This window comes from Flavobacterium sp. (assembly GCF_017744675.1).
Lineage (GTDB): Bacteria > Bacteroidota > Bacteroidia > Flavobacteriales > Flavobacteriaceae > Flavobacterium.
The window spans coordinates 380,331-402,447 of sequence record NZ_JAGIAV010000006.1 but is presented as its reverse complement, the minus strand read 5'-3'; the positions used below and the strand labels follow the sequence as shown (position 1 = coordinate 402,447).

The following is a 22,117-nucleotide window of genomic DNA, read 5'->3' as shown; positions in this document are numbered from 1 at the left end:
TAATTAATCAATTAAAATTTCATCGACAAACAGCCAAGAACTTTCTCCTTTTGGACTTTTCTTTAAGTTGCCTGCAATTACTTTTACAAAGCGTGCATTTTGCTTTTGGAAATTGATTTTAAATTCTTTCAATTCTGGAACTGCATTTACAGCATACGGACGCATAAGTTTTCCTACTTGAGTGTATTTAATTCCGTCATTAGAAATTAAAACTTTAACTTCGATTGGAAAATTAACTCCTGCTCCCTGACTTTCTAAAGCTCCAACTTTTACTTGTTCGATACTTTCTACTTTTTCTAAGTCAATTACCAATTCCATATCGTTAACCAGCCAAGCTTGCCATTGTCCGTCATGGAAATTTTTGCTTCCGCGAATGGTGTTTACCATTGTATTGGCGTCTCCTTTATAATTTGAATTATACGGCGTTAAGTATTTCACTTTTTTCGCAAATGCTTTATGAAAAACTATAGTATCAGTATATGTCTTTCCTACTGGTTTGTCATCTTGAAATAAAGACGCTTTTAAAACCGTGGTTTCTTTTATTGCAATTGGACTTGTATATTTTATAGCATGGTGATCAATGCTTTGGTTTCCTAAAACATAACGAATATCTGGATTAGGAAACTCATTTTTCAATTCTACCTTAATCTGTTTATTAGGCAAATCTGCTGTTGAAGAAGCTGTTACCAAATAAGCGCTTTTCGCATAATTGATTCCCAAATAATCGTAACGTTTAAATAAAGAAAACAATCTCGTTGTAAAATCATTCCAATTGCGTTTCTCTTTCGGACTCCATAACGTTTCTGATAATGCCGCCAATCTTGGGAAAATCATATATTCTGAATCTTTTGGTCCTGCAATATGTTCTGCCCATAAATTGGCTTGTCCACCCAAAACATGAGCTGCTTCTTGAGGCGTCATGGTTGAAACTACAGGATCAAATTTATACACTTCACTTAACGGATTGTAAGCATCAAAAGCCAAAGGTTCTTCATTCTGCGGGCCTTGGTAGAAATTGAAATAACAAGGAGATTCTGGAGACATTATCACATCATGACCTTGATCTGCAGCTTCAATTCCGCCTTTCATTCCTCTCCAGCTCATTACCGTTGCATCTGGAGCTAAACCGCCTTCTAAGATTTCATCCCAACCGATAACTTTTTTACCTTTTGAGTTGATGTATTTTTCCATACGTTTTACAAAATAGCTTTGCAATTCGTTGACGTCTTTTAAATGTTCGTCTTTGATTCTTTTTTGGCAAAGCGGACATTTTGCCCAATTGGTTTTAGTCGCTTCATCGCCACCAATATGAATGTATTTTGATGGGAAAATTGTAATGACTTCATCAATTACATTTTGCAAAAACTCAAAAGTCGTTTCTTTTCCTGCACAATAAATATCAGTTAAAGGCCAAACTCCTCCCGACGGAACACCAATTCTCTGATTGAAACAAGCCAATTCTGGATAAGCTGCAATCGCACTGCTTACGTGTGCCGGCATTTCGATTTCTGGAATAATTTCGATTCCTTTTGTCGAAGCATATTTTACAATTTCTCTTAATTCATCTTGAGTCAAGAATCCGCCGTAAGTCCCTTTTTCATCAGGATTTGTTGTTAATCTGGCGTTCCAGCTTGTGTTTTCCTGATCTACTCTCCAAGCCCCAACTTCTGTTAGTTTTGGATATTTTTTAATTTCGATTCTCCAACCTTGATCATCAACCAAATGCAAATGCAACACGTTCATCTTATGCATCGCCAAACGATCGATTGTAGCTATAATGTAATTTTTATCGAAGAAATGACGAGACAAATCCAACATTAAACCTCTCCATTTAAAACGAGGTTCGTCGTTAATCGTTAAACTCGGAATCTGCCATTTTGCAGAAGTAATTGCATATTTGCTTTCAATCGCCTCAGGAAGTAATTGTCTTACGCTTTCTAATCCATACAGAAAGCCGACATTTCCTTTCGCAGAAATCACTATACTTGTCGGATTTACATCTAAAACGTAAGCTTCATTCTTTAAATTCGGATCTACTTTAAACTGAACAAAATTGCTCGCTGGCGCTTTCGTTGTCGTTTCTGGTTTCCATCCTGCAGCCACTTCAAATTTAGAAGCCAAAGCATTTGCCGCATCTTTTTGGAAATCACCGTTTACGACAAACTTTGTATCTTTTGTAAATTCAAAAACACCTGTTTTAATAAGAGTCTGACTTGGTTTCGGGATGATATGAATATCACTTTCCGTGTAAACTTTCTGCGCTTGAACAGAGAAAATTGAAGCAATTAAGGTTAATATGAATAGTATTTTTTTCATTGGTTGTTTTTTGGTTTCTCTTTGTGATTATTTCTTAAACACATAGAAACATAGTTTTTTTTTAAGCTTAAAAAAGGCGTTTCACTTTGTATAAATGCACATAACGTTCAACGGATTAAAATCCGTTGCTACAAAATGATTCGTTCCTACGGAACTCCTGCAAAAGAGCCTTCGGCTCGAAACATATTGTAGGGATGGATTTTAATCCATCCATTTTTGGCAAAATTATTTCTCCCAAGACATTTTAAATTTCGCGTCTTCCATTCTGTGACCTTTTGCATCATCAGAAACAGCATAATTAAAACCTGATCTTAAGCTGTAACCAGCATATTCGCCATTTTTGTTCAAAGCAATAAAACCAACTTGAAGGTACTCCATGTCTTTGTGGTTTTTATGTTTGTTGTAAATACGTTCTGTAATTTCTTTACAAGCATCAAAAGGCGATTTCCCTTGACGCATTAATTCGACCACCATGGCGCTTCCCGCAGTTCTAATCACGGCTTCTCCCAAACCTGTTGCCGCAGCCGCTCCCACTTCGTTGTCCAAGAAAAGACCCGCGCCGATTATTGGGGAGTCACCGACGCGTCCGTGCATTTTCCAAGCCGCGCCACTAGTGGTGCATCCGCCTGAAAGATTGCCATCTTGGTCTAACATTAGCATGCTTATGGTATCGTGATTTTCTATATTGATAACTGGTTTGTATTTTGACTCTTCCAGCCATTTTTTCCAGTCTCTTTCAGATTCGGGAGTTAAAAGATTTTCTTCTTTAAATCCTTCTGATAAAGCAAATTGCAACGCACCTTGCCCTGCTAACATTACATGAGGCGTATTTTGCAGTACTCTTTTTGCAACAGAAATTGGATGCATGATTCCTTCTAAGAAACATACAGACCCACAATTGCTGTTGTGATCCATTATACAGGCATCTAGTGTCACTTTCCCTTCGCGATCCGGATATCCTCCATAACCAACACTGCGGACATTCGGATCAGCTTCAGGTATTTTCATTCCAGCTTCGATTGCATCCAAAGCTGATTTTCCTTCTTTTAAGTTTTTCCAAGATTCTTTATTGGCAGGCAAACCGTGATTCCATGTCGAAATGATAATCGGCTTGGTCTGCTTTTTTTCTTTTTCTTCTGCTTGTGGTTCATTTTCGTGATTTGCAGCAAATCCGCTTACACCCAAAACAGAACTAATGGCTAAGGTGCCTAAAGTGGTTTTTTTAATAAAATCTCTTCTATTTGACATGTCTTTTGGTTTAAATTCAACTTTCAGAAACTAAATGTTCTTCAATGTTGCTAAATTAATCAGTAATAATTTTTAATCCCACTAAAATCGACTATAACGCGGATTTTATTGCAGCAATCGTTTTTAAATTACTATCTGATAAAGCATTTCCGTCAAAAAACGAAACTCCCGTTGCACCATTTTTCTTAGCCAGTAAAATGGCTTCTTTCAATTCTGCATCCGATTTTAATCCTGGAATATAAATTCCTGTATTAACTTTCGTCTCTTTTCCTTCTAAATCTGCTACTCCTTGTTTCGTTGCATAACCCACCCAGTCAATTTCTTCATCATAAAAACTGTGGTAAATCATTGGATATACTTCGTCAATATTCCATTTATCCCAACGCTGACGCACCATGTGGTCTGCCATTTCTGGATAAGGAAACACTGCAGCTGTTAGCTTTTTATTGTATTTATGAGCGATTTTATAAGCATCGTCAACCACTGCTTTTACTGCATTTAATCTGAAATTTTTCCATTCCATATCAATCGAAGTATTGTGGCTTTCTTTTGGATTTTTGTGGTGTTCTTTTTCGAATTTGCTTACACAAGCATCACAATAACAGAAATCAAATTGTGGCAATTCTACATCTTGAACCAAGTTGTATTTTGGCAACAAACTAATTGGCAAGAAAATATCTGGGAAACGAATGTAATCTAAATGTACACTTTCAATTCCTTCTACTTTTGCTAAACCTTCAACTAAACCTAAAACGTGGTTTCTAGATGCTTCTTTAGTTGGGCAAAGCCATTGGTAATAATCTACATACGGACGGTTATCAAAACAAGATTTTCCTTCTTTGCTTACTTGATACCAATCTGGATGCTGTAACGCCACTGAATCATTTGGGCGGTTCATGGCCATAATCCAAGCATGCACTTTTAGTCCTTCTTTTGTTGCAAGCGGAACTAATCTTGCTAATAGTTTCGGATCGGTTTGCGTGTTAATTAAAACTTCGTCGATGCCGCCGTCTTTGTATTTTTTGAATTCTTTAGAATAATCTGCATCCGATTTTTTAGCATCGGCAGTAGTCCAAACTCCAAAAGTAAATTTTGCGTTTTCTTCTGCTTTAGCCTCTTTTTGTCCGCAGGAGAATAAACTCAGCGAAAGCGCCAAAACTACAATCTTTGAAAAGTTCTGTAACTTATTCGTTCGTAATAATTTTACCATCTTCTTTAATTATTAAGGTTTTGTTTGAAAAAGGACTTTTTACCAAGATATTAAATCCTGACGAATGATTTTCTAAAACTGGTTTTAAAGTCTTTCCATCCACCACTATATTTTTTTTACTGATGTTTTGCAACGATTTTGCCCAAGATTTATTCTTTTCGAAATATCTTTTTTGAGCGCGATACAATGTATACAGCTCCCATTTTACCTTTTCTTCCTGCGGAATTGAAAACTTATCATCGCTTTCTTTTGATGAAAAGTATACATAAGCCCATTTTTCGGGCTCATGCATATTTATCACTCCCATAGGCGACCAAACCCAATTGTATTCTGGGAGAAATTTTCCTTCTGAATCTTTTTTACGTTCATATTTTCCGTCAACAACGGAATGTTGCCAATTCACACGTGAGAAATTGACTCTCCAGAATTTATCTTTCGGAACAATATTATCAAAATACGATGTCTTATAAACCGACCACGGAATGGCAATTTCTAATGTCCAGCCTTTATCGATATCTAATGCATTATTTAAAGTTCCGTCAATTTTCACAGCCGATTTTAAACCTGTGATATTCCAGTCGTTTAAAACTGTATTTTTTTCTCTGTAAGGTTTATTGATGAATAAATCCCAAGCGGTGTTTAAGGCGTTAATTTCCAATTCGTAATAATTGTGAGTATCATTATCTGGATCAACAAAAACCTCAAAATCATTATTGTAAAAAATAATGGTATCGCGTTGTCTTAGATTGGCCCAAACGTGAGGCTCTTCTATTTTTGCCAGAATATAGTAGCAATTATCGTCCCAAAGCATTTTGACTTGAGTATTGTATTTTGGTTTTTCAACGCCTTCTATGTCGATAAAAGGAGTTGTCCAAGCTGCTTTTTCCCAAGCTTTATCTGCTCCGTCTCCGTCAATAACAATTTCATTTGAAGTTTTATACGCAATATAACTTTTAGGGCTGACCTCCTTTTCTGCTTGTGCATACATCATCAAAGAAAAAAGACTTACGAACAGGGACAATAATTTACCTCTACTATGCATCATTATATTATAAACTATTATCTTTTGTAAACTGAATTACTTCACTTAATTTTCCGAAAGCGATCGCTACATGAGTATCTGCCGCTCCGTAATAAACAGCTAATTTATCTTCCTCAATATCGTGTAAAGCCGCGCAAGGAAAAACTACGTTTGGAACATCGCCAACCATTTCATAAGTCTCTGCTGGTCCTAACAAATAAGGCTGAGTTCTATATTTTACCTGATCTGGAAAATCAACATCTAAAAGTGCTGAACCCATTGCATAACGGAAACCGTTGCAAGTATTGATCACTCCGTGGTAAATCATTAGCCACCCTTCGTTAGTTAAAATCGGGATTGGTCCTGCACCCACTTTTGTACATTGCCAAGCGCTTTGCTCAAACGGACTTGGTTTCATTACCAATCTGTGTTCTCCCCAATATTTCATGTCTGGGCTATAGCTAATCCAAATATCTCCAAAAGGAGTGTGTCCGTTATCACTCGGACGGCTTAACATAGCATATTTGCCATTAATTTTTTGTGGAAATAAAACTCCGTTTCTGTTGAATGGTAAAAAGGCATTTTCACATTGGAAAAATTCTTTAAAATCAAATGTATAACCAATCCCAATTGTTGGTCCGTTGTAACCATTACACCAAGTAATCCAATAACGGTCTTCGATCCAAACCACACGCGGATCGTATTTATAAGCCGATTCGATCATTTCTGTATTTCCAGATTTCATCTCGATTGGTTCGTGGTTGATATCCCAATTGATACCATCTTTACTGAAACCAGCAAAAATATTCATTTGAACCGCTTTGTTATCGCATCTGAAAACCCCAGCATATCCATCTCCAAAAGGTACAACTGCACTATTGAATATACTGTTTGACGTAGGAATCGAATATCTGTCGATAATTGGATTCTCAGAATATCTCCACATTACATCTTTACTGTTTTCGGGTCTGTCTTGCCAAGGAATAGTACTCATTTTATTGTTTTTTTATTTATTAGTTTTTTGTTTGTTTTTTGTTTGTTTTTTGTTTTTGTCATCCTGACGAAGGAAGGATCACTCTAGAATTTCCGCAATCTTTGTCGCCAATCTTTGTAGACTTCCGATGCGTTCCTATGGACTTTGTTCAAAGCTATGTGTTAGAAACTAGTTTCTTTCTATTTCCTTTTTTAAGCAAAAGAAAGCCTATATTTCTATGTGTTTAATTTTATTCTCAACCCAAGAAATCTTGTTTCTTTCTTCTATTTTCTTTCTTCTAAAAATCTACTCTTCTATCTTTCGAACCCGGTCTAACCAAGTAAATTTTAATATTGTCGTCGTCACCAAAAAAACTGCCAAAGCCACTCCAGCTTTTGGATAATCTCTGATAATGAAATAAATTGGAAGCAAAATCATGCTTGACTGCCAAATAATACCGATAACACAATTCATCATATCTAAATAGAAATCATTATTTTTTTGGAAAGACTGATCTTCGCTTTTTAATTCTTTATAAACTGGATTCCAGAATCCCCAGGGTCTAACATTGCTGTAGAAAGATTTCAAAACTTCCATATCGGTTGGTTTGCTTAAATATGTTCCTAAAAGACAACCTAAAATCGACATTCCGAAAATTAATGGGAATAAGTAAATCGAAGGCACTTGCGAAAGATCATGCAGGAATGTTCCAGCTGCTAAATTTGCTTTATTCTGATCTAAAACGAACTGAAGAGAAGCTGCGATTAATCCGCCGACCATTCCCCAGAAATAACCCCATCCGTTAAAACGCCACCAGATCCATTTTAGGAAGTTGGCTGCCACGTAACCTCCATACAGCGCACTTGTAATCCAAAGTGTTAAGGAGTTGATAGAATCTGCGAAGAATCCCATGAAAACACCAAGACCAACAACCAAGAAAGAAGAAATCTGACTTACTTTGATATAATGTTTGTTTGAAGCAACTGGTTTGAAATATTTTTTATAAATATCATTTACAATATACGCTGGCCCTGCATTTACAAAAGCTGAGAATCCAGACATGAAAGCCGCTAAAAGACCAGCCAAAAGAATTCCTTTAATTCCAACTGGGATATAAAGATTAACCACTTTGGGCATCAATAATTCTAAATCGGCACCGGTTAAATTTACGTTTGAATTTAATTCTGGAGCTAGATTTACTAAAGCAATAACCACAATTCCTGTGATTAATAAATATCTCGGAATGAATAAAATCAAGTTGGTAAAACCGCTCATATAAGCCGCTTCTTTTACTGATTTTGTAGAAAGAACACGTTGTAAATCGTAACTTGGAGTTGGACCTGCAACGCTGGCGAAGAATCCTTTGAAAAGCGTCATTCCGATGAAAGCGCCAAACATTTTATAACCTTCCGTATCAATTAATCTGTTGAAAGTTTCGAATTTATCGCTCCATTGCGTTTCAAATTGCCATCCGAAGAAAACATTTTTCCATTCTGGTGTAATAACCGAATTGATTTGAATATCTGTATAATTAATAAAAGCATAACCAGCAATTAAAACTCCTGCTACAATCATAATTAAATATTGCACAACCTCTGTCGCAACTACAGAGAACATTCCTCCTTTAACGGTATAAATTGTAGTTAAGAAAATGATTAACAAAGCATAAGCTTGTTCTGAAGTTAGGAAAACACCGCCATTTAGATGAACTGTTAAATCCCAAGGAAGAATAATGGTTACAAATTTGCCAATTCCAACAAAGAAATAAGCGATGAAACCGATGGTAGAAATAATCGCAAAAATAGCAACAATAATATGCGACGCTTTCCCTGCTTTATCACTTCCAAAACGAGTTAAAATCCATTCGGAACCTGTCATTACTTTCGATCTTCTAATCCAGACTGCGAGGAACATCATAACGAAGATCTGATTCCAAATTGGCCAAAGCCACATAAACATGAAGCTTTTTACGCCATACAAAAATAAAACCCCAATCATCCAGGAAGTCCCTGAAACATCAAACATTCCTGAGCCATTGCTCAATCCTAAAAAATACCATTTGATAGATTTCCCGCCAAGGAAATAATCATCCAGTCCTTTTGATGCTTTTCTTGAAATCCAGATTCCTATACCAACCGAGAGTACGATATAGATTAAAATGATTGATACGTCTATTATGTTCATTAAATTATTTATTTTGAATTAGTTAGTTCAGACCTCAGTTTTTGTTTGGTTGCGCTCCCATTACAAAATGAAGCACACCGCCTTGTAGCATTTCTTGGTGAGAAATTGCTGTTTTATTAAATGCTTTTCCGTTTAAAGTAGCCGATTGGATATAGAAATTCTTTTCTGAAACATTCTCTGCTTCAATCACAAAAGTTTTTCCGTTTGGAAGATTTAGAGTTGATTTATTGAAAATCGGACTTCCAATTTCGTATTCGCCAGAAGCTGGATTCATTGGATATAATCCCATTGAACTGAATACATACCACGCCGACATTTGTCCGCAATCTTCGTTTCCGCTCAGACCATTTGCAGTCGTATTATATTGTGTATCTAAAATATGGCGAACCCAATATTGCGTTCTCCAAGGCTGACCCGCATGATTAAACATATATGCAATGTGATGGCTTGGCTCGTTTCCGTGCGCGTACTGTCCGATTAGACCAGAAATATCTGCAGAAACGTTGTTTCCAGTAATTTCAGAACTCTCAGTAAATAACTGCTCCAAACGTTTGGTGAAAATGTCATTTCCACCGTGAAGTTTAATAAAATTGTCTACATTATGAGGCACAAACCAGCTGTGCTGCCAAGCATTTCCTTCTGTATAATCGGTGTGTTCTCTGTGGTTTGAATGTTTTGGGTCGAAAGGTTCGTTCCAAGATTTTCCATCTTTAGATTTTCCTCTCATGAAGCCAGATTTCGCATCAAATAAATATTCGTAAGCTTTGGCACGTTTAGAGAAAAACTCATAATCGGCTTGTTTCCCTAAAGCTTTTGCCATTTGCGCCACGCACCAATCATCATAAGCATATTCTAAAGTAATGGTAACCGATTCGTCTAGTAGATTATATGGAATGTATCCGTATTTTTTATAAAAGTTCAATCCGCGTTCGTCTTGCATCATGGTTGCTTTCATAGCTTCAAAAGCCTTTTCAGCATCAAAACCTTTTATGCCTTTTAAATACGCATCCACAATAACGGGAATCGAATGGTATCCTGTCATCGTATTGGTTTCATTAGAATATAAAGTCCAAACCGGAAGTATCTTTTTGGTTTCGTAATACGCTAACATCGAATTCACGATATCAGAAACTCGATTCGGATCTAAAATAGTAAGCAGCGGATTTTCAGCTCTAAAGGTATCCCAAAGTGACAAAGTAGAATAAGCCGTATAATTTTTTGAAGTAACAATTTTATCGTCTTCTGTTCTAAATTGTCCGTTTTTATCGCTGTATGTTACTGGTGCCACTTGAGCGTGATATAAAGCGGTGTAGAAAATTGTTTTTAGAGAATCGACTGGAGTTTCAACTGTAATTTTGCTTAAAGCTTTGTTCCAAATTGCAGAAGCATCAGTTTTTACTTTTTCAAATTGCTGATTCTCTTTATCTAAATTGTCTTTCGCATTAGCGATACTTACAGACGAAAGTGCCACTTTTACACCTAATTCTTTAGAGTTTTTAGAATCGAAGAATAATTGAAGAGCTGTATTTTCGCCTTCAGCAGTTTTAGCCGAAACTACTCTTTTATCAGCAGTAATAATAGATTCTGTAATGGGTTTAGAAAACTTCGCTACAAAAAACACTTTCTGATTTTTTGCCCACCCTGTACTAAAACGGTAACCGCTGATCGTATTTTCGTCTTCAATTGTAATGCCCGTTTTTGTTGCCTTATCCCAATTAATGGCAAAACCTAAGTCTATAACAACAGATTGTGTGTCGTTATTAGTATAGGTATACTTATGGTAGGCGGTTCTTTGCGTAGAAGTTAATTCTACATTGATTTTAGGATCCTCAAGAAAAACTTGGTAATAACCCGGTATTGCTTTTTCGTTAACATGATTATATTTTGATTTATACGGTAGGAAATCGCGTGAAGTGGCCTTGGCGGTTAAGTCTAACTTTTTGTTTGTCGGCATAAATAAAATGTCTGCCAAATCACCGATTCCTGTCCCGCTTAAATGTAAATGACTAAATCCAGAAACTATAGAGTCAGAATAATGATAGCCCGAGCACCAGTCCCAGCTCGAGATTCCATTATCTGGACTCACTTGCAGCATCCCAAACGGAACCGTTGCACCAGGATACGTATGTCCGTGGCCTCCAGTACCTATAAAAGGATCTACATAATTTGTTGCAAAACTTTGTTTATGTTGATTTTTATCTACATTTATTTTGCAACTTGCAGTAAAAATTACCGTTAGAGAAAGCAGCGTAATTTTCCTCATATCAAAACAATATTAATTTAACTTTAAATTTAGATAAATTCAACTTTTACCAAAATATTTTTAGACGGACGACATTTAAACAGCTCTAAACATCAAAAAATAGTAACAAACGACATTTTTTTCTACGATTATGATTTTCAACTCAAGCAAACCTTATAGTTTACCTATACGTTATCATGTTTACTTTTGGCTGACGTATTTTGTATTCAATACATTCCGTTGGGGAAGCTATTTTAACGATTATGTTTACTCGTTAAAAACCACTTTACTCGGTTTCCCAATTCACATGGCTTTGTGTTATCTGAATATTTTGGTTTTAATGCCTTACTTTATTTATCGAAAAAAATACTTCCTATATATAGTAACCGTATTATCGGCAATTTTTGTGATGGTTGTGATTAAATTTAATCTGACTTATTTGCTCATTACACACAACGTTTGGCCTGAAGGTCCGCAAACCATCAATACGCTTACACTCAATTATACTATAGATATGATGATGGGCGAATTGTATGTAATGACTTTTGTTACGGCAATTAAAATCACTTTGGATTTTATGAAAGAGCAAAGACGTGTAACCGATTTAGAAAAATCGCAATTGGAAACCGAATTGCTATTCTTGAAGTCGCAGATTTCTCCGCACTTTTTCTTTAATACCTTAAATAATATTTATTCGCTTTCTGTAGAAAAATCAAATAAAACACCCAAAATCGTTCTGAAGCTTTCTGAGTTGATGCGTTACATGCTTTATGAAACAAAAGGCAAAAAACAGACTCTCGAAAATGAGATTATGTGCATCCAGAATTATCTGGATTTGGAAAGAATTAGAAACGGAGAACGTCTGGAAGTTGACATGTCTATTTCAGGAGATATTCACGATAAAGAAATTTCGCCTGTTTTACTTTTGACTTTCGTCGAAAATGCATTTAAACATGGCGTAAACAAAAACACAGGAAATGTTCTAATTGACATCAGATTTAAAGTGAAGGGAGATTTTTTATACTTCACGGTTTCAAACCCAATGCCCGAATTTACCGTACATAAAGATAATTTTAACAAGTCAAGTGGTATAGGTATTGAGAACGTAAAAAAAAGACTTGAATTAGGATATAATAAAAATGACTATAAGCTTTCATTTAAAAATAAAAAGAATATTTTTGTCGTTAAACTAGTTATAAAAGTTGTATAGCCCTCGCTTTTAGCTATTTCTAAAACAATACCTACAAATATCACATATCGGCCCAAAACAACCAGTACAAATGAAAATAAAGTGTTTAATTATCGATGATGAGCCATTGGCAATAAACGTTATTAAAAATTATATTGAACAGATTGAAGATTTAGAATTAATAAACACCTTCAGCAATTCTATTGAAGGATTAAATTTCTTAAAAAACAATGCCATAGATGTAATTTTTCTAGACATCAACATGCCTGTTTTGGACGGTATTAATTTTATCAAAAGTTTAGAAAATCCTCCTTTGCTTATTATTACAAGTGCTTACGATCAGTTTGCGATCGAAACTTACGAACTTGACGTTTTAGATTATCTGGTGAAACCAATTGAGTTTCCGAGATTGATGAAAGCGGTTAACAAAATCAATAAACGATTAAATAACACCACTAAAACTCCACAGGAAAATAGCAAAGAGAATCCTTTTATTTTCGTGAAAATCGATAAGAAAAAAATGAAGAAAATTTTCTTGAACGAAATTTTAGTTATCGAAAGCTTAAAAGATTATTTAAAAATCAGTACTACTTCTGGAAAATTTATCATCCACAGCACTTTATCTGATTTTACAAGTTTATTGCCTGAAAGAGATTTTATCAGAATCCACAGATCGTACACAATTGCGATTGACAAAATCGACGCCGTTGAAGGAAACAGCATAGAAATTGAAGGACTCCGCTACGTAATAGGAAGATCTTATATCGACGAAGTCAAACAGAAAATATTGAATTCTTCTATATAGTTTTAACCGCAAAGAGCGCAAAGATTTACGCAAAGTTCGCAAAGTTTTTTTTACGCGGAGCGCACAGAGTTTTTTACGCAGAGTTCGCAAAGATTTATTTCTAAATTGTGTCAGAATTGAGAATAAGAAGTTCGCAAAGCTATTTCGTTAAGCTTTGCGAACTTCTTATTTTTATCAAAAATCTCAAAAATAAACTTTGCGAACTCTGCGCAAAAAAAACCTTAGCGAACTTTGCGTAAATCTTCGCGTGCTTTGCGGTAAAAAAAACGTAAAAAAGTAAAGAAAACGAAAATGCGGCCAACCACGACCGCATTTTCTCTCAATTATAGGTAACTAACCAAAATAAACCATGAAATAGTCTATTATCTTTATTGCTGCAAAACCACTAAAAGTGATATCTTTTAAACGCTTCGATCGCCGAATAATCTGCCAATCCTAAGCTGTGATATTTTTCTGCAGTCAATCTATTTCTGTCTTCAACTCGTACCCAAAACTCTCTGCTATCATCACCCTGAAACATAACGCCGTCTTTTTGAGACTGGTGATAAAAAATTGCATGTCGTTTCTTTAAAACTTGGTCAGGACTCATTGGTACTGCCATGTCAATTTGGTACGATTCCCATTCATGCCATGCGCCTCGGTACAGCCAAACCCAGCAATCGTTCATAAAGTCTTTGTGTTTTAATCTCTTTAAAGCTTCAAACAAACTGTCTAAACATACTTTATGAGTTCCGTGCGGATCTGCTAAATCTCCAGCGGCATAAATTTGATGCGGTTTTATTCTTTCTATAATATCGCACATAATGTCGATATCTGCATCTGAAAGATTATTCTTTTTAACCGTTCCTGTTTCGTAAAACGGAAGATCCAAAAAGTTTACGTTAGCATCTGGCAAACCAATGTAGCGTGTTGCTCCAAAAGATTCGCTTCTTCTAATTAATCCTTTTAATTTTCTAACTTCAGGCGAATCGATTTCTGTCCCAGTTCTGTTTTTAAGAAAATCAATTATTTCCTGAGCAACTCTAGAATCTGGACTCACCGCTTTTGAAATTTCTGCAAATTTTAAAGCTTCTTCGTTAGAAACTGCAATATTTCCAGAAGTCTGGTAAGCTACATAAACCTCATGCCCCTGCTCTACCAAACGGTCAAATGTTCCTCCCATCGAAATCACATCATCATCTGGATGCGGACTGAAAATAATGACTCTTTTCTTCTCCGGAGTAGAACGTTCAGGCCTGTACGTATCGTCAGCATTTGGTTTTCCGCCTGGCCAGCCTGTAATAGTTTGCTGCATTTTATTAAACATCTTAATGTTCAAATCGTATGCAGTTCCTTCCTCCGTCAAAAGACTTGACATTCCGTTGTCGTTATAATCTTTATCCGTCAGTTTAAGGAAAGGTTTCTTCGTTAGTTCACTTAGCCAAGCCACCGCTTTTAATTTTAGTTCGTCTGTCCAAACACACGATTTTACTAGCCAAGGCGTTTTTACTCGTGTCAATTCAGACGAAGCTTCTGTATCGAGAACAAATGTTGTGTTGTTATGCTCTTGCAAATACGTAGCCGGAACGTGCGAAGAAACTTCTCCTTCGATTGTATTTTTTATAATGTCTGCTTTACTGATTCCCCAGCCCAACAAAACGATTCTTTTTGCATTTCTTACGGTTCCAATTCCCATTGTAATGGCTTTTCTTGGAACATTATCAATTCCTAAAAAAGAGGAAGCTGCATCAACACGCGTGATATGATCCAAAGTAATACTTCTGGTTCCCGAATTCACATGAGAACCTGGCTCATTAAACCCGATGTGTCCCGTTCTACCGATTCCTAAAAGCTGAAAATCTAAACCTCCATAAGATTTGATTTTCATCTCGTAATCGATGCAATATTGCTGTAATTCCTCGGCACTCACCTGCCCGTCTGGAATATTGATATTTTCTGGCTGAATATTCACATGATCGAATAAATGCTCGTGCATAAAATGATAATAACTCTGAATATCATTTTTATCCATCGGATAATATTCATCTAAGTTGAAAGTCACAACATTTGCAAAACTCAACCCCTCTTCTTTGTGCATTCTAACCAATTCTTCGTAAACCTTAATTGGCGAAGAACCCGTAGCCAAACCTAAAACACAAGGTTCGTCTAGTTCGTTTTTTCTCTGAATTAAATTGGCAATTTCCTGAGCGACAAGTAAAGAAGCTTCTTGAGATGATTCGAAAATAACGTTGTGAATTTTTTCAAAACGAGTTTCTTCAAATTTTCCTGCTTCTCTAAAACCTATATCTTCTTTAATCATTTGCCTTGCCATTTAATTTCTAAGATAAAAGTAGAATTAAATAATCCGTTGCTCTCAAAAATTCGACTAATAACGACTGCGCTTCGGCAAAAGACAAAATAAGAATGAAATAGTACGCTGATAAAACAGATTCGCTTTGCGAAAACGCGGATAATCGAAGATTTTAATCAAACGTTCCTACGGAACGTATAATCATAACGCAATTTTGTTTCTACCGACGAAACATTCCTACGGAATGAAATTGTTCTTTAGAACCTAATAATTTACTCAACAACACCAATTTCAGCAATCGAAACTGTTTGTGCTTTTCCTACCGCAGCTGTAGCGACAAATTTCAAAAATCTTGCTTTTATTGCAGTAAAACTTTTAACTTGTTCAATTGGGTTATGCTTAATATTCGAAAATTCTCCTTCTGATTGTTTGTCCCAATAAAAGCTGTCTACACTTGTATACAATTCATAATTTGAAATCAAATTTAAATTATTACCAACTTGTTGTGGCGTATAAGTAAAACCTTTAATACTTATCAATTCTCCCATATCTATAACAACAGTTTGAGGCAACTTGTTTTCATCATTCCCAAAACTCCAATCTGTATCTGCATTTCCGTCAATTATTCGCTCTACAGATTTACTGTCACCACTAGAAACCGAAATTACTTTCCATTTTTCTTTAGAAACACCATATTTAGCCGATTTTACCGCACTGTTGATTTTCTCTTTTGTATTTCTCGAAATGGCTTTAATTTCTACTTCTTTATTGTATACGAATGGAGCTTTGTATAAAGTGCTTTTCTCCGAAGGATTTTTTCCGTCAAGCGAATAATAAACAGCATTTCCATCTTCCGATTTAATTGTAACCAAACCATTTTTATCACGAAAAATTTGAGGTTCTCTAACGAAAGATGGAGCATTATATGCTTCGATTGTACTGATCACAAATCCCGCTTTCGCATCCAAAATATTAATTCTAAGCGCAGAAGCTGTAACACGATCTAGACGTAAAATTCTTTTATAACCAATTGTAGTTTCATTGGCAATCGTTTTCCATTGTCCGTTTACATTTGCTTCAACCGAAAAAGCTTTTACGCGTTGTCCAAGTTTAATATATTCTTGAAGTAAAATTCTATTCAGTGCAGTTGGCTTTTTAAATGTAAATTCGATTGTAGCTTGTTTTACTTTATCGTCTGTTGCCCAATACGTATCTTTATTTCCGTCAATCACATTTTGAGGTCCAAAATTAGAATCGACTGCTCTTGTATTGGATGCTTGAACTTGCGCTTCTTTTAATAATTCTGTATTAAAATCGGCTTTAATTGTGGCAACCAATTCTTTTAATCTTGCTTCGTCATTTTCGTGAACCAAACCGCGTCTGTCAACTGGAAGATTCAACAATAGAGTTGCATTTCTCCCAATCGATTCGTAATAAATATCAACCATTTCGTCAAGCGAACGCACTTTATCGTCTTCAACCGAATGATAAAACCATCCCGGTCTTATCGAAACATCGGCTTCGCCAGGAACCCATTTTTCTCCATCTTCGTGTCCAGACATAAATTCGGTGTAATGCACTTTTCCAGCCAATTCGTCTTTCTGACGTAGCAAAGACCAATTTGTTTTTCCTGCACGACCTTCCTCATTTCCAATCCATCTTGCTTCTGAAGGTCCAACTCCCCAAACTAAGGTTTTTGGTGCAAGACTATAGATCAATTTATAGGTCTCATCCCAATTATAATAGGTTAGTGTGTTTATTTTTCTAGTTTCATTTGCACCTCCGTAATAACCGTCTCCGCCATTGGCACCATCAAACCACATTTCGAAAACATCGCCGTAATTGGTCAATAATTCTTTTAACTGATTTCTGAAATAGGTAATATATTCAGGTTTCCCATATTGCGGATGATTTCTATCCCAAGGCGAAAGATATAGACCTAATTTTAAATCGTATTCTTTACAAGCTGCAGCCAATTCTTTAACCAAATCGCCTTTTCCATTTTCCCAAGGGGAATTCTTTACAGAACGTTCTGTATACGCTGAAGGCCATAAGCAGAAGCCGTCATGATGTTTGGCAACGAGAATAATTCCTTTCATTCCTGCTTCTTTCACCACGCGTGCCCACTGACGAACGTCTAATTGCGACGGATTAAAAAGTTCTGGCGATTCGTCTCCGTAACCCCATTCTTTATTGGTAAAAGTATTTAATGAAAAGTGTACAAAAGCATAAAATTCCATTTCCTGCCAATCGATTTGTTTCTGCGTTGGAACTGGTCCAAAAGGCTTTGGAGCATTTGCCAATTCCTGACTTGAAGCATTAGAAATTACACCAAAAAGACATAAGGAAAGGAATATTTTTTTCATTGCTAATCTGCTTTAAAATGGTCTATAAAACATAAATGTAGTACAAATTGAAATCTATCAAACAGAATTTCGACCAACAGCAGATTTTAAAGTGTTTTGGTTTAAAATGATTTTATTTGACCAAGCCGCTGGGCATAATTATAACTTTTGTCTTTTTGATGCTTAAAAACAAAAGCCCAGATCTAAAGATCTGGGCTTTGCTCCTATTTTGATTGTAGTCTTACAACTTGAATATTTTATTTTACAGAAAAAAATGTATTGCTTTAATTATCAAAAGCAATAGCAGCTTAGTTGCCAACAACTGCTTTTAAAGCTATATATTTTCCAATATCTTTAAAGTTATGTCCTTTTTCTCGCATAGCTTTAATGAAAGTTGGCGTTGCTCCAACTGCTTTTGCCCCCACAACATCATCTAAATCTAGATCTGAAAAACCTAGATCCTTATATTCCTTAATTAAATCTACTGTGATATTTTGCGATTTTAAAGCAACCAGATTTTCAGACGAAATGTTTTTATAACCTACTTTTTCAAATTGATTAATATATTCTGGAGTTACATTTAAAGATTTTAAAGCAATTAAATCATCGTTTGAAAGATCATTATAACCCGCCTTTTTGAATGAATCAATAAAAGCTTTATCTATATTTAAAGATTTGAAAGCAATGATATTATCCTCATCTTCATGCGCATTTTCATTCTTTTTTGTTTTTGCTGAAGAACGGTAATCATTAATATATTTTCCGTCAATATTCTGAGATTTTAAAGCGATCAGATTATCTGGCGAAACATTTTTGTAACCCGATTTAATAATATCTTCAATAAAAGCTTTATCGATATTTAAAGATTTAAAAGGAATCAGCGTTTCAACATCTATATTTCCAATTCCAGCATCTTTAATAGAATTGATGTAATCTTCACTTACGTTTAAAGCCGCCAACGGAATTAATTGGTCTTTGTCTACATCTTTATACCCTTTTTTATGCAGCATTTTTACATACGACGTTTTTATGTTTACCATAAAGAAAACCATAAGATCAGTATCTTCTGCCAATGTAACGCCTTGTGCAGCCATTTCTTTGGTGAAATTTTTATTAGGAACAAATTTATACGTTCCCATTCCGGTATTTCCTTCAAATTTTCCGGTAAAATTCATTGTTCCCGCTTCACGTGTTAGAGAAAATGTTCCTTGTTTATCTTTTGATAATCCGCTAAACTCGCTAATATCAAAAGTACTGGAAGAATTGCTATGTTCATCGTTTTGAAATTGCACATTTACCGTATTGCCTTTGATTGTGGCAAACCAATTTCCTTCAGTTTCAATTCCCTTTTGAGTGTTTGCATTCGCTTTAGTTTCTTCGTTTTTAGAATTCGAAGTTAGCGTCTGACTTTGCGCTGCCGGTTGATTAAAAAGGCAGGCAAACAATACCAATAATGGTAACAGGAAAAAATATTTCCATGTAGTGTTTACGTTTGATTTTTTTGAATTCATCATAATGATTCGTTTTTTGAGTAATGATTGATTATAGTTAGTTGTAAGACTCAAAGGAAATTGTGGCGCCGCTACTTTAAGCAGGCTAAATTGATAACTTTCTTTTTCTACGCTGCCTTGTTGTAGCATTTCGTTATCGGTCAAAAATTCAAGATTACTTTCTAATGCTTTTCGCCATTGCCAAGCAAAAGGATTAAACCACTGAAAAACAAGTACAATTTCTGCCAGCAAAAGATCAATGGTATGTTTTTGCTCGATATGAATTTTTTCGTGCAGCAAAATCTGATTGTACGTTTCCCACTCGTATTTTTCAGGATTTATAAAAATATTATTAGCAAAAGAACAGGGTGCTTTATCACCCGTTATTTCGACAATCCTAAATTTTCCATCCCGAATAATCTCTGATGTATACGCTCTGTAAAACAATATAACCGCTTGCATCAAGAAATTAAATGCAAAAACAATAACTCCAAACCAATACAAATAAACCAGCCACTGCATCGCCAAAGCCATATTGAATTGCTGCTTTGTTTCATTTATTAAAACTTCATTTACAGGAAGTGTTTTCAGTTCGGCAGTTGATTCTTTTGTAGTTACTTTTTTAATAGAAGGAATAGCTGCAGTTACTTTCTGTTTTTGAAGCGAAAATTGTTGCGGAATTGGAAGCAGTGGCAGAGTAAAAGCCACTAACATGCAGGCAAGCAAAACAAATCTATTCAGATTATAAAAAGTTTCTTTCTGCAAAAGCAGCTTATAAAACATAAGGCAGGCAAAAAGAATAAGCGCTGTGTATAGAATATAAGGTATCATATAGAATCTTTTTTAATCATGTTTACGATTTCTTCCAATTCATTTTCGGTTAATTTTTGTTCTTTGGCAAAAAAGGCAAGCATTCGTGGATACGAATTATCAAAATACTGACTTACAATATCTTTTAGAGCAAATTGCTGGTATTCTTCTCTCTGAATTACTGGAAAAAAGCAATGCATATTCCCTATTGTTTCCCGATTTAGAAACCCTTTTTCCTCTAGTATTTTGACAATTGTCGCAACACTATTATAATGTGGTTTTGGATCTGGCAATAATGGAATAATATCTCTAATAAATGCTTTGTTTAAATCCCAAAAAACCTGCATGATCTGTTCTTCTCGTTTGGCTAATTTTATCATAGTAGAAATCTTTTGACAAATATAACTACTAATAAATTAGTAGCAAAACTAATTGATTAATATTTATACTAATTAATTAGTTAACCCAATAATTACAGGGCATTCAGACGATGACTTTTTACATTAACACCTTAAATAATAAATAATTATAATTCAAAAATGAAGTTTAGACACAAAAATCACGATATTTTTGATCTATCAAATTGTTGAAATCGGAAGTTGATAGAAAAATTCCAGGAGAAAGAAAAGCATGTTATTTTTTACCAATTTCTAATTAGAAGGTCTAAAAAAATCTATCAAATAGAGTTTTGACCAACAACAGAATTTAAATTCTCTTGGTTCTGATTTTAGAAATAGAAATTAAAATAACTGACAAAACCACAAAAGCGATTAAAACAAATGCACCATTTACAATAGCGGTTTTAAAACCTAGTTTAGTTACGTCAATAAAAGGATAGGGATAAAAATTGGTCAATATTCCGTGAAACAAAGTATAAATGATATAAATGATCGGATAAACCAACCAAAACAAAATAACTTTAAAAGAAATCTTTTCTGGACTGACAAAAAATAGCCAATAAAAGAAAAATAAGGTTGGGACAACGGTATGAAATATTTCGCTCACAATAAGGTGATGACCTTTTAAATCGACGATGGAACGAAGAAGCAAATTAAAAACGATTCCGACAATAAGGATATAAACTGTTATGGCAGTAAGAGTAGTACATTTTCTAAAAAATGAATTTAATTTAGATTTTCCTCCAAAGAATAAAATAGCTCCGCAAATGAAAACGATACTATTTGTCAAAATGGTAAAGAAACTAAAAAAACGTACTGCAGCACTGAAAAAAGTAAATTCAGACCCTTTTAGCAGCAGATAAAATTGAACAGGCAAAGCATATAATTCTAGGGCAAAAATAATTCCTAGCAAAATCTCCCCTTTTATTGTAGTGGTATTTTCTACTTTCATAGTGCATGAACTATAAGTCAATCACTAAAATAAGCATTTTTATTCGATTTTGCTACATCACTCTTTTTTGCTTCTCGCTTTCGGCAATTGTTTTCTCAAGTCTTGACAGTTGCGTTTTTTCCTGTTTGGCACTCATAATCCAATGAACCATCACTTTTTTATAGGATGGTGCTTGTTTCTCAAAAAACTCCCAAGCTATTTTATTGCTTCTAAATTCCTTTTCGTAAGCTTCCAAAAGTGGAACTGGTGTTTTCTCATGAGAATAGATTTTAGACTTATTTTCTGTTCTAAAGCTAAAAGCCTTTAAACCCGCCTCGGTCATCAAACCTGCTTTAGTCAAATCTTCCATTTTCTGAATATTAATGGCACTCCAAATACTGGAAGGTTTTCTAGGCGTAAAACGAATTGTATAACTGTCCTTGTCAATCGACTTTCGAACACCATCAATCCAACCAAAACAAAGCGCTTGATCTACAGATTCTGGCCAACTCATCGATGGCTTTTTACTGGTAACTTTATAAAATCCAACCAAAAGTTCTTTTTCCTTCTGATGGTTTTTCTCTAACCATTTTCTAAAATCTTTTTGATCTGTAAAGAATGTTGGTGTCATTTTGTTTTTTTATAAATATATAAAGGATCTCGCA

Annotated in this window: 15 protein-coding genes; 2 read left to right on the top strand and 13 right to left on the bottom strand. The window is 35.0% G+C overall.

What is annotated here, in order from left to right; translation table 11 throughout:
* Positions 1–3 precede the first annotated feature (3 nt).
* From J7574_RS20265 to J7574_RS20235, 7 genes are all read right to left on the bottom strand, one after another.
* Positions 4–2,316: a glycoside hydrolase family 20 protein gene (locus J7574_RS20265; RefSeq protein WP_290973012.1), complete on the bottom strand. Its 2,313-nt coding sequence runs from the start codon at positions 2,314–2,316 to the stop codon at positions 4–6.
* Between the two features lie 225 nt (positions 2,317–2,541).
* Positions 2,542–3,564, bottom strand: coding sequence for an isoaspartyl peptidase/L-asparaginase family protein (locus tag J7574_RS20260; RefSeq protein WP_290973009.1), 1,023 nt, complete (start codon positions 3,562–3,564; stop codon positions 2,542–2,544).
* 91 nt (positions 3,565–3,655) lie between these two features.
* Positions 3,656–4,774, bottom strand: a complete 1,119-nt coding sequence (locus J7574_RS20255; protein ID WP_290973006.1) for a putative glycoside hydrolase — start codon at positions 4,772–4,774, stop codon at positions 3,656–3,658.
* Positions 4,749–5,816 (bottom strand): carbohydrate-binding family 9-like protein, encoded by a 1,068-nt coding sequence (locus J7574_RS20250; protein ID WP_290973132.1) that lies wholly within the window; start codon positions 5,814–5,816, stop codon positions 4,749–4,751. Before J7574_RS20250 ends, J7574_RS20255 begins: the two co-directional genes overlap by 26 nt.
* Positions 5,817–5,823: 7 nt before the next feature.
* Complete coding sequence (locus J7574_RS20245) at positions 5,824–6,789, bottom strand: glycoside hydrolase family 130 protein (RefSeq protein WP_290973003.1); 966 nt, start codon at positions 6,787–6,789, stop codon at positions 5,824–5,826.
* Positions 6,790–7,074: 285 nt separating this feature from the next.
* On the bottom strand, positions 7,075–8,952 hold the full coding sequence (locus J7574_RS20240; protein WP_290973000.1) for a sodium:solute symporter family protein: 1,878 nt from the start codon (positions 8,950–8,952) through the stop codon (positions 7,075–7,077).
* A 34-nt stretch (positions 8,953–8,986) separates the two neighbouring features.
* Positions 8,987–11,215, bottom strand: a complete 2,229-nt coding sequence (locus tag J7574_RS20235) for a GH92 family glycosyl hydrolase (protein WP_290972997.1) — start codon at positions 11,213–11,215, stop codon at positions 8,987–8,989.
* A 130-nt stretch (positions 11,216–11,345) separates the two neighbouring features.
* On the opposite strand from J7574_RS20235, the gene J7574_RS20230 reads away from it, so the two are divergent.
* A complete protein-coding gene (locus J7574_RS20230) occupies positions 11,346–12,404 on the top strand; it encodes a sensor histidine kinase (protein ID WP_290972995.1) in 1,059 nt (352 codons plus the stop codon).
* A gap of 70 nt (positions 12,405–12,474) precedes the next feature.
* Positions 12,475–13,188, top strand: a complete 714-nt coding sequence (locus J7574_RS20225) for a LytTR family DNA-binding domain-containing protein (RefSeq protein WP_290972992.1) — start codon at positions 12,475–12,477, stop codon at positions 13,186–13,188.
* A gap of 385 nt (positions 13,189–13,573) precedes the next feature.
* On the opposite strand, the gene nagB is transcribed toward J7574_RS20225, so the two are convergent.
* The 6 genes from nagB to J7574_RS20195 form a co-directional block, all read right to left on the bottom strand.
* Positions 13,574–15,487 carry a glucosamine-6-phosphate deaminase gene (gene nagB / locus J7574_RS20220; protein ID WP_290972989.1) on the bottom strand — a complete coding sequence of 638 codons (1,914 nt, stop codon included), beginning with the start codon at positions 15,485–15,487 and terminating at the stop codon, positions 13,574–13,576.
* A gap of 263 nt (positions 15,488–15,750) precedes the next feature.
* Entirely contained in the window at positions 15,751–17,844 is a 2,094-nt protein-coding gene (locus J7574_RS20215; protein ID WP_290972987.1) for an alpha-L-fucosidase, read from the bottom strand.
* Positions 17,845–18,131: 287 nt separating this feature from the next.
* The gene (locus J7574_RS20210; protein ID WP_290972984.1) at positions 18,132–20,144 is read right to left on the bottom strand and encodes a M56 family metallopeptidase; all 2,013 of its coding nucleotides are present in this window, start codon (positions 20,142–20,144) and stop codon (positions 18,132–18,134) included.
* Complete coding sequence (locus tag J7574_RS20205) at positions 20,141–20,503, bottom strand: BlaI/MecI/CopY family transcriptional regulator (RefSeq protein WP_290972981.1); 363 nt, start codon at positions 20,501–20,503, stop codon at positions 20,141–20,143. The genes J7574_RS20210 and J7574_RS20205 overlap by 4 nt, the downstream gene beginning before the upstream one ends.
* 325 nt (positions 20,504–20,828) lie before the next feature.
* Complete coding sequence (locus J7574_RS20200) at positions 20,829–21,473, bottom strand: Pr6Pr family membrane protein (RefSeq protein ID WP_290972978.1); 645 nt, start codon at positions 21,471–21,473, stop codon at positions 20,829–20,831.
* A gap of 52 nt (positions 21,474–21,525) precedes the next feature.
* Complete coding sequence (locus J7574_RS20195; RefSeq protein ID WP_290972976.1) at positions 21,526–22,083, bottom strand: YdeI family protein; 558 nt, start codon at positions 22,081–22,083, stop codon at positions 21,526–21,528.
* Positions 22,084–22,117 lie beyond the last annotated feature (34 nt).

What these genes read in the sequence shown, in the direction of transcription:
- J7574_RS20265 (WP_290973012.1), bottom strand. Translation starts at nt 2,316, where the DNA reads ATGAAAAAAATACTATTCATATTAACCTTAATTGCTTCAATTTTCTCT.
- J7574_RS20260 (WP_290973009.1), bottom strand. Translation starts at nt 3,564, where the DNA reads ATGTCAAATAGAAGAGATTTTATTAAAAAAACCACTTTAGGCACCTTA.
- J7574_RS20255 (WP_290973006.1), bottom strand. Translation starts at nt 4,774, where the DNA reads ATGGTAAAATTATTACGAACGAATAAGTTACAGAACTTTTCAAAGATT.
- J7574_RS20250 (WP_290973132.1), bottom strand. Translation starts at nt 5,816, where the DNA reads ATGCATAGTAGAGGTAAATTATTGTCCCTGTTCGTAAGTCTTTTTTCT.
- J7574_RS20245 (WP_290973003.1), bottom strand. Translation starts at nt 6,789, where the DNA reads ATGAGTACTATTCCTTGGCAAGACAGACCCGAAAACAGTAAAGATGTA.
- J7574_RS20240 (WP_290973000.1), bottom strand. Translation starts at nt 8,952, where the DNA reads ATGAACATAATAGACGTATCAATCATTTTAATCTATATCGTACTCTCG.
- J7574_RS20235 (WP_290972997.1), bottom strand. Translation starts at nt 11,215, where the DNA reads ATGAGGAAAATTACGCTGCTTTCTCTAACGGTAATTTTTACTGCAAGT.
- J7574_RS20230 (WP_290972995.1), top strand. Translation starts at nt 11,346, where the DNA reads ATGATTTTCAACTCAAGCAAACCTTATAGTTTACCTATACGTTATCAT.
- J7574_RS20225 (WP_290972992.1), top strand. Translation starts at nt 12,475, where the DNA reads ATGAAAATAAAGTGTTTAATTATCGATGATGAGCCATTGGCAATAAAC.
- nagB (WP_290972989.1), bottom strand. Translation starts at nt 15,487, where the DNA reads ATGATTAAAGAAGATATAGGTTTTAGAGAAGCAGGAAAATTTGAAGAA.
- J7574_RS20215 (WP_290972987.1), bottom strand. Translation starts at nt 17,844, where the DNA reads ATGAAAAAAATATTCCTTTCCTTATGTCTTTTTGGTGTAATTTCTAAT.
- J7574_RS20210 (WP_290972984.1), bottom strand. Translation starts at nt 20,144, where the DNA reads ATGATACCTTATATTCTATACACAGCGCTTATTCTTTTTGCCTGCCTT.
- J7574_RS20205 (WP_290972981.1), bottom strand. Translation starts at nt 20,503, where the DNA reads ATGATAAAATTAGCCAAACGAGAAGAACAGATCATGCAGGTTTTTTGG.
- J7574_RS20200 (WP_290972978.1), bottom strand. Translation starts at nt 21,473, where the DNA reads ATGAAAGTAGAAAATACCACTACAATAAAAGGGGAGATTTTGCTAGGA.
- J7574_RS20195 (WP_290972976.1), bottom strand. Translation starts at nt 22,083, where the DNA reads ATGACACCAACATTCTTTACAGATCAAAAAGATTTTAGAAAATGGTTA.